Raw genomic sequence first — 13147 nt, 5'->3', positions numbered from 1 at the left:
GGCTAGGCTGACTGAGGTCCCGGCACCTTGCGGTGCGTCACGCGGCCCTGGCTGTCGACGCTTTCCAGGTGCACGTCGAAGCCCCACAGCCGCGCTACGTGCTTGAGGACTTCCTGTGAGTCGTCGTGCAGCGGGCGGTTGTTGTGCTGCGTGTGGCGCAGCGTGAGCGACCGGTCGCCGCGCAGGTTGACGCTCCAGACCTGGATATTGGGCTCGCGGTGGTTGAGGTCGTACTGGCGCGACAGCGATTCGCGCAGCTGGCGGTAGCCGCTGTCGTCGTGGATGGCGGACACCTCGAGCTCGGATTCGCTTTCCTGGTCGCGCACCGCAAAAAAGCGGAAATCGCGCATGAGCTTGGGCGAGAGGAATTGGCCGACGAAACTCTCGTCCTTGAAATTGCGCATCGCGTAATCGAGCGAGGTCAGCCACGGCGTACCCGCCAGGTCCGGGAACCAGCGCCTGTCCTCTTCGGTCGGCTTTTCGCAAATACGCCGGAGATCGGTGTACATCGCGAATCCCAGGGCATAGGGATTGATGCCGCTGTACGCGCGATGGCCGATGGGCGGCTGGAACACCACGTTGGTGTGCGACTGCAGCCACTCGATCATGAAGCCGTCAGCCAGCAGGCCTTCGTCGTAGAGCGTGTTGAGGAGGGTGTAGTGCCAGAAGGTCGCCCAGCCCTCGTTCATGACCTGCGTCTGGCGCTGCGGATAGAAGTACTGCCCGATTTTGCGCACGATACGCACCACTTCGCGTTGCCATGGGTCCAACAATGGTGCATTTTTCTCGATGAAGTACAGCAGGTTCTCCTGCGGCTCCGCCGGAAAGCGCCTGGATGCCTCTTCTTCCTCCGCCGTGCGCCCGCTGCGGCGGGGCACGGTGCGCCAGAGGTCGTTGACCTGCTGCTGCAGATGGTGCTCCCGTTCCTCGCGTCGCGTCTGTTCCTGGCTGAGCGACAGGCGTTGGGGCCGGCGGTAGCGGTCGACGCCGTGGTTCATCAGGGCGTGGCAGGAGTCCAGCAGGTCTTCGACGGCGGACACGCCGTGACGCTCCTCGCACTCGCTGATGTAGTTCCGGGCGTAGACCAGGTAGTCGATGATGGACGAAGCGTCCGTCCACATCTTGAAGAGGTAGTTGCCCTTGAAGAAGCTGTTGTGGCCGTAGGCGGCATGGGCGATCACCAGGGCCTGCATCGCCATGGTGTTCTCTTCCATGAGGTAGGCGATGCACGGATCGGAGTTGATCACGATCTCGTAGGCCAGCCCCATGTGGCCGCGGCGGTAGTTCTTTTCGGTGGAGATGAACTGCTTGCCGTAGGACCAGTGGCGGTAGATGACCGGCATGCCCACCGACGCGTAGGCATCCATCATCTGCTCGGCCGTGATGATTTCGAGCTGGTTGGCGTAGGTGTCGAGCTTGTAGCCGCGCGCCACGCGGGCGATCTCGCCGTGGTACTGCTCGATCAGCTCGAAGGTCCAGTCCGAGGGGCTGGGCAACGGAGTGCGGGTCTTTTCGTTCACGCCTGGGCCCTCTCTTTCTTGAACAGATCGCGGAACACCGGATAGATGTCCTGCACGTCGGCCACCTTGCGCATCGCGAAGTTCTTGTGCGAGCCGACCAGCTGGGTGTATTCCTCCCACATGTTCTGCTCGGCCTCGGCCACCTGGACGTAGGCGTAGTAGCGGACCACCGGCAACAGGTGCTCGCTCAGGAGTTCGCGGCAGCGGCCGCTGTCCTGGTGCCAGTTGTCGCCGTCGCTGGCTTGCGCGCCGTAGATGTTCCACTCGTTGCTGGGGTAGCGGGCACGGATGATCTCGTTCATCAGTGTCAGGGCGCTGGAGACCACGGTGCCGCCGGTCTCGGTGGCGTGGAAGAACTCTTCCTCGGTCACCTCGGCCGCCTGCGTGTGGTGGCGGATGAAGACGAGGTCGATCTTCTCGTAGTGCCGCGTGAGGAACATGTACAGCAGCATGAAGAAGCGCTTGGACATGTCCTTGCGCGCCTCGTCCATGGAGCCCGAGACGTCCATCAGGCAGAACATCACCGCCTTGGCGGACGGCACCGGTACCTTCACGCGGTTGCGGTAGCGCAGGTCGATCGGGTCAAGGAAGGGCACACGCCGTCCCTTGGTGCGAAGCTCCTCGAGCTTGGCCTCGGTCTCGCGGATCTCGCGTTGCACCATCGCATCGGATGCGCGGGGGCTGCGCTGCAGGTGCAGCAGGTGGGCCTCGAGCTCGCGAATCTCGCGCCGTGAATCGCCGCCGAGCGCGATGCGCCGCGCCAATGCGCCGCGCATCGAGCGGACGACGTGCAGGTTGCTCGGATTGCCGTCGCTGACGAACCCGGCGCGATGGCTCTTCCATTCGGGCACTTCGGCGAGCTGCGTGCGGATCAGGTGGGGGAGGGCGAGGTCCTCGAAGAAGACCCGCATGAACTCCTCCTTGGTCAGGCGGAAGACGAAGTCGTCCTCGCCGCCTTCGCCGTCGCCGGCCTTCGAGCCGCTGCCTGAGCCGCCGCCGCCTTGCGGCCGCTCGATGCGGTCGCCCTTGACGTACTCCTTGTTGCCGGGATGCACGTACTCGCGGTCGCCGCCCTGGCCATGGCCGAACACCGGCTCGGACACATCCCGCTTGGGCAGCGTGATGTCCTCGCCCTGCTCGAGATCGCGGATGCCGCGGCCGCTGACGGCGCGTCGCACTGCTTCACCGATCTGCTCGCGATAGCGCCGCAGGAAACGCTCGCGGTTGCCAATGGACTTGTTCTTGCCCGACAACCGGCGGTCGATGATCTGCTGCAGCATGGCCACGGCCGGAACTCCTTCAGCTCATCATGAGCTCTTGCGAACGCGTAGATACCACTCGCACAGCAGACGCACCTGCTTGGCGGTGTAGCCCTTGTGCACCATGCGATTGACGAAGTCCTCGTGCTTCTTGAGTTCGTCGGCGCTGCTCTTGGCATTGAAGCTGATGACGGGCAGCAGCTCCTCGGTATTGGAGAACATCTTCTTCTCGATCACCGTGCGCAGCTTCTCGTAGCTGGTCCACAGCGGGTTCTTGCCCGCGTTGCCGGCACGCGCACGCAGCACGAAGTTGACGATCTCGTTGCGGAAGTCCTTCGGGTTGCTGATGCCCGCGGGCTTCTCGATCTTCTCGAGCTCGGCGTTGAGCGATCCGCGATCGAAGACCTCGCCGGTGTCCTGGTCGCGGTACTCCTGGTCCTGGATCCAGTAGTCGGCGTAGGTCACGTAGCGGTCGAAGATGTTCTGGCCGTACTCGGAGTAGCTTTCGAGGTACGCCGTCTGGATCTCCTTGCCGATGAACTCCGCGTAGCGCGGCGCCATCAACTCCTTGATGTAGGACAGGTACTTCTGCTCCGTCTCGGGCGCGAACTGCTCGCGCTCGATCTGCTGCTCGAGCACATACATGAGGTGCACCGGGTTCGCCGCCACCTCGCTGCTGTCGAAGTTGAAGACCTTGGAGATGATCTTGAACGCGAAGCGCGTGGAGGTGCCGCTCATGCCCTCGTCGACGCCGGCGTAGTCGCGGTACTCCTGGATGGACTTGGCCTTGGGGTCCGTGTCCTTCAGGTTGTCACCGTCATAGACCTGCATCTTGCTGAAGATGCTCGAATTCTCGGGCTCCTTCAGGCGTGTGAGCACTGAGAACTGCGCCATCATCCGCAGCGTGCCGGGAGCGCAGGGCGCTGCGGCGAGCGACGAGTTGCGCACGAGCTTCTCGTAGATCTTGATCTCTTCAGATACGCGCAGGCAGTACGGCACCTTGACGATGTAGATGCGGTCGAGGAAAGCCTCGTTGTTCTTGTTGTTGCGGAAGGCCTTCCACTCGCTCTCGTTGCTGTGCGCGAGAACGATGCCGTCGAACGGAATGGCGCCGAAGCCTTCGGTGCCCTTGAAGTTGCCTTCCTGGGTGGCCGTCAGCAGCGGGTGCAGCACCTTGATGGGCGCCTTGAACATCTCGACAAACTCCAGCAGGCCCTGATTGGCCAGGCAGAGGCCACCGGAGTAGGCGTAGGCGTCGGGATCGTCCTGCGCGTAGTCCTCGAGCTTGCGGATGTCGATCTTGCCGACCAGCGAGGAGATGTCCTGGTTGTTCTCGTCGCCCGGCTCGGTCTTGGCGACCGCGATCTGGCGCAGCACCGACGGGTACCGCTTCACGACCTGGAACTTGCGGATGTCGCCGCCGAATTCCTCGAGGCGCTTCACTGCCCAGGGCGAGAGGATGCGCTGCAGGTAGCGGCGAGGGATGCCGTACTCCTTTTCGAGGATGTCGCCGTCTTCCGTCGCATCGAACAGGCCGAGCGGCGTTTCGTTGACCGGCGAACCTTTGATCGAATAGAAGGGCACGTGCTCCATGAGCTGCTTCAGGCGCTCGGCGATCGAGCTCTTGCCGCCGCCGACCGGGCCCAGCAGATAGAGGATCTGCTTCTTTTCCTCCAGCCCCTGCGCGCCATGCCGGAAGTACGACACCACCTGCTCGATGGCGTCCTCCATGCCGTAGAACTCGCGGAAAGCCGGGTAGATCTTGATGACCTTGTTGGCGAAGATGCGCGACAGCCTGGGGTCGTTGCGCGTGTCCACCAGTTCGGGTTCACCGATGGCTTCGAGCATCCGTTCGGCCGCTGTGGCATACGCCATGGGCTCCCGTTTGCAGATCTCGAGATATTCCTGCAGGGACAGGACCTCTTCGCGCGTACGCTCGTAACGAGCGGCGAAGTTGCTGATGACATCCATAGACACCTCCATCGAGTCAGCGGGGCGCTGCCCGGAGTCTCCGTGCTGCACACGTTGCATCGTTCGCAGGAATGGTGCCAGGTAATGTGTGCACGCTTTGGATTAACTCCCCAAGCAGTAACTTGATCAAAGCATAGAACAAACAACGCGTCGAGCAAATTGCTTTTCTTGCTTTTCGGGTAAGAACAACAGGAAGCAGAAAAAGTTCATGGAAAGGACGGTTGCGTCGATCGAAACAATCGGAAGTCGGTGCGCGCGCGACGGCCGAAGCTGTCGGGATTCGTCATCAGCGCGTGTCCGTTCCTTCCATATTTCTTTAACATCTGTTTTCGATTGAACGCTCTTGTTCGGCTGCAGGCATACGGACAAACACGCAAAGCGCGACAATCGCGGTGCAATATTTGCAAGCCAGCGGACGCAACGGAAAAAGGCGGCCGTCGGGGCCGCCTTTTCCGTGCAGGCTATACGCCTTTTGGCGCAAGCTCTACTCGACCTTGCCGATCTTCCGCACCGCCTCGGTCATCGTGCTCGCATCGGCGTCCCAGTAGGTCTGGAACTCGGGCGCATCGAGGTAGGCCAGGGGGCTGCCAGCGCGTTCGATGACTTGCACCACGGCGGGATCCACGGCCACTCTGGCGGATGCGGCGCGCAGCTTGCGCACGATGTCGTCCGGCGTCGCGGCGGGCACGAAGAGCCCCGACCATTGCGCGAACTTCACCTTGTAACCTGCCCGCTCGAGGCTGGGCACGTCGGGCAATGCGGCAAGCGGCTTGTCGCCCCAGTGCGCCAGGGCGCGAAGCTTGCCGGCCTTGATCTGCTGCACCACGGTAGACGGGCCACTGGCCACCGCGTCCACCTGGCCCGAGAGCAGCGCAACGATGGCCGGGCCCGCGCCCGTGTAAGGGATGTGCGTCATCCGGAAGCCGGCGGAGTTCTTCAGCATCTCCATCGGCACGTGCATGGTCCCGTAGTTGCCTGAACTGCCGTAGTTGTAAGTACCGGGTTTGACGCGTGCGTCGGCGATGAACTCCGATAGCGTCTTCCACGGTGCATCGGCGCGCACGACCAGCACGGTCGGATCCGCGGTGAAGCGCGCGATCGGCTTGAACTGGTTCATCTGATAGGCCGGCTTGCGGTCCAGGATCGCGTCGGCCTCGGGAAGGATCGAGATCGACGAGAGGCTCAGCAGCACCGTGTAGCCGTCGGCCGGTGCGCGGGCCACGAAGCCGATGCCGACCGCGCCGCCCGCGCCGGCCCTGTTCTCGACGATCACGGGCTGCTTCAGTTCGCGCGAGAGCGCTTCGGCCACCGGCCGCGCGACCGTGTCGGCAACGCCGCCGGGAGGGAAGGGCACGATCATCGTGATCGGCTTGTCGGGCCAGCCGCCCTGCGCGAGTGCGGCGGTGGTCGCGCAGCACGCGGCTGCCAGGAGCGCCGCGCGCAGCAGCGCGCGTCGTGGTTGATGCATGTGACTTGTCTCCGTAGTTTCTTTGGGGGCAGGGGCGGTTCAGGCGAACCGGTTCTCCAGCGTGCCGAGCCCGTCGATCTCTATGCGCACCACGTCGCCCGTCTTCAGGTATTGCGGCGGCGTCAGCCCCATGCCGACGCCCGCCGGCGTGCCGGTCGCGATCACGTCGCCGGGATGGAGCGTGATACCGCGCGAGCACGTTTCGATCAGTGTCGGGATGTCGAAGATGAGGTCGGTGGTCTGCCCGTCCTGCCGCAACTCGCCGTTGACCCAGCAACGCACCCGGGTGCGCATGCCGTCCAGTTCGTCGGCGGTCACGATCCACGGACCCATCGGACAGAAGGTGTCGAAGGACTTGCCAAGGTCCCATTGCTGGTGGCGCATCTGCACGTCGCGCGCCGTCACGTCGTTGACGATGGTGTAGCCGAACACGTGTGACAGCGCATCGTCGCGCGAGATGTTGCGGCCGGCCTTGCCGATAACGACGGCCAGTTCGGCTTCGTAGTCGATCTGGGCGGAGATCGCTTCGCCCGGCAGCCGGACTTCGTCGTTGGGGCCGACCACGCACTCGGGCACCTTGGTGAACACGATCGGCCATGCATCGGTCTTGACAGCGCTGTCCTTGAAGACGGATTCGGACAGTTCCCTGGCGTGCGCGTGGTAGTTCCGGCCCACGCAGAAGATGTTGCGGCGCGGCATGGGCAGCGGCGCTTCGAGCTTTACTTCGCTGAACGGGATGGGCTCGCCGACCGGCGGCAGTTGCGTGGCGCCCGAAGCGCGTTCCTCGATGAGGGCAAGCGCGCCGCGGCGGGTTCGCGGTGCGTCGAACTGAAACGCCCGGACGGTCGCGCCATCGTCCGAGATGAGGCCCACCTGCCGCCGGCCTTGATACTGATATGTAGCAACGCGCAAAACGATCTCCTGAATGTCGACCAAATGCTACCAATCCGATACCAAGCGCACAATAGAGCTTGCGCGGGTCGGGTTGATACGATCGGCGCGCCCGCCCTTCAACCTTTCAGCCTCGCGATCGTGCACAGTGCCCTGACCCTCCGGGAAACCATTCTCGAGAACCTCAAATCGCGTGCATGGCGAGCCGGCCATCGGTTGCCGACCGAGCGGGAGCTGAGCGGGCAATACGGTCTCAGCCGATCGACGGTTCGCCGGGTCCTGGCGGACCTGAAGGTCAAGGGACTCATCACGCAGACGGTGGGCAGCGGCACCTATGTCAGCGACGAGGTGACGCAAGCGCTGGCGGACATCACCCACGGCGGTTCACCGCTCGCGACCAGCCCGGCGGAACTGATGAGTGCCCGCCTGGTGCTAGAACCCGCGATCATCGCGATGGTGATCGGCAACGCCACCCAGGCCGACTTCGACCGAATGGACAGTTGCTGCGACAAGGGCGAAGCCGCGGGCACGATCGAGGAGTTCGAACTGTGGGACGGTCGGCTGCACGAGGCCATCGCCGATGCCGCGCACAACGCCTTCATCTCGACCGTCTTCCAGCGCATGAACGAGGTGCGAGCCCAAAGCGAGTGGGGCATGCTCAAGCGCAAGAGCGCGACACCCGAGCGCCGCCTGGACTACCAGCGCGAACATCGCGAACTGGTCGCCGCCCTGAAGGATCGCGACGGCGCACGCGCCAGCGAACTCTGCGTCGGGCACCTCGTGCACGTCCGCCGCAACCTGCTTGGGTACTGAGCCGGCGCCGCGGGGCCATTGCGGACAAACCCGGCTCTGCATTGACCCCGGAACCGGCGGTCGTTATATTGGTTTCCGATTGGCGTAAATTGATACCAATCCATACCAATAGTTGCGCCATCGGACGGCAACTCGCGTCCCACTGCCTGGAGACAACCGTGAAGACATTGTGGGCTCGAAGTCTGCGCGCCAAGCACCGATGGTGGGTCGTCGCCTTGCTTGCAATCGCGCCGTGGGCCGCTGCCCAGGACTACCCGTCGCGCCCCGTGCGTGTCGTCGTGCCGTTCGCCGCCGGCGGACCCGCCGACGTGTATGCGCGATTCATCGCCACGCGCCTGCAGGAAGCGCTCGGGCAGGGATTCGTCGTGGACAACCGGCCCGGCGCCGGTTCGGTGATCGGCACCGACGCCGTGGCGAAGAGTCCGCCGGACGGCTACACGCTGCTCCTGATGTCGAACGCGCACACCTTCAATGAATCGCTGATCCCGAACAAGCCGTTCCAGTTGATGCGCGATTTCGTGCCGGTCGCCGCCATCAACTATTCCGATCTGGTGCTCGTGGCCCGAAGCGGTCTGCCGGTCAACAACCTGGGCCAGTTGATCACGCTGGCGAAGTCGAAGCCGGGCGCGCTTTCCTACGCATCCTCCGGCCCCGGTACGCCGTACCACATGGCCGGCGAGCTTTTCAAGGCGATGGCGGGTGTGTCGATCCTTCACATTCCTTACCGCGGCAGCGCGGGTGCGCGGACGGACGTCCTGGGCGGCCAGGTCGACATGATGTTCGATGCCGTGCCGACCATGACGGAGCACGTCCGCAGCGGCAAGGTCAAGGCAATGGCGACCACGGGACTGGCGCGCTCCGCCGTCATGCCCGATGTGCCGACGGTCAACGAAGCCGGGGTTCCGAAATACGAGGCCACCATCTGGCTGGGCTTGATGGCCCCCAAGGGCACGCCCGCCGCCATCGTCGACCGGCTGAACGCCGAGGTCGTGAAGATCGTCTCGAACCCCGAAGTGGTTCGCGCGTGGAAGGCGCAGGGTGCGACGCCGATGACCATGAACGTAGCGGACTTCACGCGCTACATGAACGAAGACATCGAGAAGTGGTCCCGCATCGTGAAGCTTTCTGGCGCGAAGGCCGACCAATGAACATCCTTTGCGCCGGCGCCGCACAGGGCTTGGTCAAGGCCTTGCAGGGCGTCTTTCTGGAACTGACCGGTGCCAAGGTCGAAGGCCGTTTCGGCGCCGTCGGCGCGATGAAGGAGGCGCTGCTGGCTGGCGAGCCCTGCGACGTGATGATCGTCACCGAGGCCATGATCTCCGCATTGCAGGCCGAAGGCCGGTTGGTGCCGGGTTCGGAAGCCGCATTGGGCCGGGTGCGCACGGGCGTCGCCGTCAAAGTAGGCGAGGTGGTGCCCGACATCTCGACAGCCGAAGCCTTGAAAGCCAGCCTGCTTGCGGCAAGTTCGATCTATTTCCCCGACGCGAAACGCTCGACCGCCGGCATCCATTTCGCCTCGGTGCTGGAGAAGCTGGGCATTGCCGATGCCGTTTCGTCGCGCCTGCGCACCTTTCCGAACGGCGCCACGGCGATGCGCGAACTCGCTGTCGACCCGCGGCCCGGTGCCATCGGCTGCACACAGATCACCGAGATCAAGTACACGCCGGGCATCTTGCTGGTGGGTGCGTTACCCGAGGCGTTCGAGTTGGCGACCATCTACTCGGCCGCAGTGAGCTCGACGGCACGCGAACCGGGATTGGCCCGTCGCTTCGTCGAACTGATCGCCGGCCCCCGGTCACGCTGCCTTCGCGAGCAGGGCGGTTTCGAAATCACTGCGTCCGGGCCAGCGGACGCGCGTTCACACGGTTGATCCAGGAAATGAGCTTCCGCCCCAAGGTCGGCGAAGCCTGACCCGTTCGTGAAACACCGCGGAACCGGCTCCGCCGGGCCGCCGGTGTTGCCCCCTGAAAGGGGGTGGGCGTAGCGACACGAAGTGCGCGAAGCCTGGGGGTCAGCTAAAGAACTCTTTAGCCTTGTCAAACCAGCCCTTGTCGGTCGGGCTGTGCTTCTCGCCGCCCTTCTTGAGCGATTCGTCGAGTTCCTTCATGAGCTTGCGCTGGTGCTCGGTGAGCTTGACCGGCGTCTCCACGCGCACGTGGCAGTAAAGGTCGCCCGGATAGCTGGACCGGACGCCCTTGATGCCCTTGCCGCGCAACCTGAACTGCTTGCCGCTCTGGGTGCCGTCGGGAATGTCGATCGCCGCCGCCCCCTTGAGCGTCGGAACATTGATCTCGCCACCCAGCGCAGCCGTCGTGATGCTGACCGGCACCACGCAGTGCAGGTCGTCGCCGTCACGCTCGAACAGTTCGTGCTTCTTGAGCCGGATCTCTATATAGAGATCACCGGGCGGGCCGCCGTTGGTGCCGGGCTCGCCGTTGCCCGTGCTGCGGATGCGCATGCCGTCGTCGATGCCGGCCGGGATCTTCACTTCCAGCGTCTTGTTGTTCTTGATCTTTCCCTGGCCGTGGCAAGTGACACACGGCTCCGGAATGATCTTGCCCGAGCCATGGCAGGTCGGGCAGGTCTGCTGCACGCTGAAGAAGCCCTGGCGCATCTGCACGGCGCCTTGGCCATGACAGGTGGTACAGGTGATTGCCTTGGTGCCGGGCTTGGCGCCCGTGCCCTTGCAGGTGCCGCAATCGTCCCAACTCGGGATGCGGATTTGCGCGTCCTTGCCGTCGGCGGCTTCCTCGAGCGTGATCTCCATCGCGTAGCTCAGGTCGCTGCCGCGGAAGACCTGGCGCCCGCCGCCCTGGCGGCCGCCGCGCTGGCCGAACACGTCGCCGAAGATGTCTCCGAAGGCTTCCGCGAAGCCGCCGAAGCCTTCGGCGCCCGGGCCGCCGCGCATGTTGGGGTCCACGCCGGCGTGACCGTACTGGTCGTAGGCGGCGCGCTTCTGCGTGTCCGACAGCATTTCGTAGGCTTCCTTGACCTCCTTGAACTTGGTCTCGGCGTCCTTGGAGTCCCCGTGGTTGCGGTCAGGGTGGTGCTTCATCGCAAGCTTGCGATAAGCCTTCTTGATTTCCTCCTCGCTCGCGTTCTTGGGAACGCCGAGGGTTTCGTAGTAGTCGCGTTTGGTGGCCATGGTCGGGGTCGGGCGGAGTCGTCGTCAGGAAGCAGGGTCAGGAAGCGGAAAAGGCTGGACCACCTTGCAGCGGGTCCAGCCTCGTGTCAGGGCATGAGGATCAGCCCTTCTTGACTTCCTTCACTTCGGCATCGACCACGTTGTCGTCCGCCGGGGCACTTGCAGCTTCCGGGCCAGGGCCCGCCGCGCCGCCTGCCGCACCGGCCGCGGCCTGCGCGTCGGCGTACATCTTCTCGCCGAGCTTCTGGCTGGCGCTCATCAGCGTGTTGGTCTTTTCCTCGATCGCGGACTTGTCTTCACCCTTGAGGGCTTCCTCGACGTCCTTGAGCGCGGCTTCGATCTTTTCCTTCTCGCCGGCATCCAGGCTCGCGCCGTGTTCGCCCAGCGACTTCTTCACGCTGTGGACCATGGCTTCGCCCTGGTTGCGGGCCTGGGCCAGCTCGACCTTCTTCTTGTCCTCGGCCGCGTTGAGTTCGGCGTCCTTCACCATCTTCTGGATCTCGTCTTCCGACAGGCCCGAGTTTGCCTTGATGGTGATCTTGTTTTCCTTGCCGGTGCCCTTGTCCTTGGCGCCGACGTGCAGGATGCCGTTGGCGTCGATGTCGAAGCTCACCTCGATCTGCGGCGTACCGCGCGATGCCGGAGGAATGCCTTCGAGGTTGAACTCGCCGAGCAGCTTGTTGCCCGAGGCGATCTCGCGTTCGCCCTGGAACACCTTGATCGTCACGGCCGGCTGGTTGTCCTCGGCGGTCGAGAACGTCTGCGCGAACTTGGTCGGGATCGTGGTGTTCTTCGTGATCATCTTGGTCATCACGCCACCCATGGTCTCGATGCCGAGCGACAGCGGGGTCACGTCGAGCAGCAGAACGTCCTTGCGGTCGCCGGAGAGCACCTGGCCCTGGATGGCGGCGCCGACGGCCACGGCTTCGTCGGGGTTCACGTCCTTGCGCGGTTCCTTGCCGAAGAACTCCTTGACCTTGTCCTGCACCTTGGGCATGCGGGTCATGCCGCCGACCAGGATCACGTCGCTGATGTCGGACACGCTGACGCCCGCATCCTTGATGGCGGTGCGGCAGGGGGCGATGGTGCGTTCGATCAGCTCGTCCACCAGGCTTTCGAGCTTGGCGCGGGTGAGCTTGATGTTCAGGTGCTTCGGGCCCGAGGCATCGGCCGTGATGTACGGCAGGTTGATGTCGGTCGCGGCGCTGTTCGACAGTTCGATCTTGGCCTTTTCCGCGGCTTCCTTCAGGCGCTGCAGTGCGAGCACGTCCTTGCTCAGGTCGACGCCCTGGTCCTTCTTGAACTCGGAAATGATGTAGTCGATGATGCGCTGGTCGAAGTCCTCGCCGCCCAGGAAGGTGTCGCCGTTGGTTGACAGCACTTCGAACTGCTTCTCGCCGTCGACGTCCGCGATCTCGATGATCGAGATGTCGAAGGTGCCGCCGCCGAGGTCATACACGGCGATCTTGCGGTCGGCCTTGTCGTGCTTGTCGAGGCCGAAGGCGAGCGCTGCCGCGGTCGGCTCGTTGATGATGCGCTTGACGTCCAGGCCGGCGATGCGGCCGGCGTCCTTGGTGGCCTGGCGCTGGCTGTCGTTGAAGTAGGCCGGCACGGTGATCACCGCTTCGGTCACGGTCTCGCCGAGATAGTCTTCGGCGGTCTTCTTCATCTTGCGCAGGATCTCGGCGCTGATCTGCTGGGGAGCGAGCTTCTTGTTGCGCACTTCGACCCATGCGTCGCCGTTGTCGGCCTTGGTGATGGTGTAGGGCATCAGGTCGATGTCCTTCTGCACTTCCTTTTCCTCGAACTTGCGGCCGATCAGGCGCTTCACCGCGTAGATCGTGTTCTTGGGGTTGGTCACCGCCTGACGCTTGGCCGAGGCGCCGACCAGCACTTCGCCGTCTTCCTGGTAGGCCACGATCGAAGGCGTCGTGCGGGCGCCTTCCGAATTCTCGATCACACGCGTGGTGTTGCCTTCCATGATCGACACGCACGAATTGGTGGTGCCGAGGTCGATGCCGATGATTTTGGCCATGCTTTTTCTCCTGGGATCTGAAATGAGGTTGTTGTGAACTTGTGG

At 63.9% G+C, this 13147-nt stretch carries 10 protein-coding genes; 3 read left to right on the top strand and 7 right to left on the bottom strand.

Annotated features, from left to right (window positions below):
* Positions 1–2: 2 nt before the first annotated feature.
* The 5 genes from AC1D3B_RS01385 to AC1D3B_RS01365 form a co-directional block, all read right to left on the bottom strand.
* On the bottom strand, positions 3–1631 hold the full coding sequence (locus tag AC1D3B_RS01385) for a SpoVR family protein (RefSeq protein ID WP_478189001.1): 1629 nt from the start codon (positions 1629–1631) through the stop codon (positions 3–5).
* Entirely contained in the window at positions 1517–2800 is a 1284-nt protein-coding gene (locus AC1D3B_RS01380; protein WP_478189000.1) for a YeaH/YhbH family protein, read from the bottom strand. The genes AC1D3B_RS01385 and AC1D3B_RS01380 overlap by 115 nt, the downstream gene beginning before the upstream one ends.
* Before the next feature lie 27 nt (positions 2801–2827).
* The gene (locus tag AC1D3B_RS01375) at positions 2828–4750 is read right to left on the bottom strand and encodes a PrkA family serine protein kinase (protein WP_478188865.1); all 1923 of its coding nucleotides are present in this window, start codon (positions 4748–4750) and stop codon (positions 2828–2830) included.
* Positions 4751–5234: 484 nt separating this feature from the next.
* Positions 5235–6218, bottom strand: coding sequence for a tripartite tricarboxylate transporter substrate binding protein (locus tag AC1D3B_RS01370; protein WP_478188864.1), 984 nt, complete (start codon positions 6216–6218; stop codon positions 5235–5237).
* 39 nt (positions 6219–6257) lie between these two features.
* Positions 6258–7130, bottom strand: a complete 873-nt coding sequence (locus tag AC1D3B_RS01365; protein WP_478188863.1) for a fumarylacetoacetate hydrolase family protein — start codon at positions 7128–7130, stop codon at positions 6258–6260.
* 120 nt (positions 7131–7250) lie between these two features.
* Here AC1D3B_RS01365 and AC1D3B_RS01360 point away from each other — a divergent pair, with 120 nt between their 5' ends.
* The 3 genes from AC1D3B_RS01360 to AC1D3B_RS01350 all read left to right on the top strand — a co-directional run bounded on the left by AC1D3B_RS01360 (position 7251) and on the right by AC1D3B_RS01350 (position 9792).
* Positions 7251–7922, top strand: a complete 672-nt coding sequence (locus AC1D3B_RS01360; protein WP_478188862.1) for a FadR/GntR family transcriptional regulator — start codon at positions 7251–7253, stop codon at positions 7920–7922.
* A 158-nt stretch (positions 7923–8080) separates the two neighbouring features.
* Positions 8081–9070: a tripartite tricarboxylate transporter substrate binding protein gene (locus AC1D3B_RS01355; protein WP_478188861.1), complete on the top strand. Its 990-nt coding sequence runs from the start codon at positions 8081–8083 to the stop codon at positions 9068–9070.
* Positions 9067–9792 carry a molybdate ABC transporter substrate-binding protein gene (locus AC1D3B_RS01350; protein ID WP_478188860.1) on the top strand — a complete coding sequence of 242 codons (726 nt, stop codon included), beginning with the start codon at positions 9067–9069 and terminating at the stop codon, positions 9790–9792. Before AC1D3B_RS01355 ends, AC1D3B_RS01350 begins: the two co-directional genes overlap by 4 nt.
* 141 nt (positions 9793–9933) lie before the next feature.
* On the opposite strand, the gene dnaJ is transcribed toward AC1D3B_RS01350, so the two are convergent.
* Complete coding sequence (gene dnaJ, locus AC1D3B_RS01345) at positions 9934–11067, bottom strand: molecular chaperone DnaJ (RefSeq protein ID WP_478188859.1); 1134 nt, start codon at positions 11065–11067, stop codon at positions 9934–9936.
* Between the two features lie 100 nt (positions 11068–11167).
* Positions 11168–13126, bottom strand: a complete 1959-nt coding sequence (dnaK, locus tag AC1D3B_RS01340; protein ID WP_478188999.1) for a molecular chaperone DnaK — start codon at positions 13124–13126, stop codon at positions 11168–11170.
* Between the last annotated feature and the right edge of the window lie 21 nt (positions 13127–13147).

This window comes from Variovorax sp. P5_A3, from assembly GCF_056400665.1.
The sequence above is the reverse complement of the archived record's forward strand: the minus strand, read 5'-3'. Positions and strand labels throughout refer to the sequence as shown.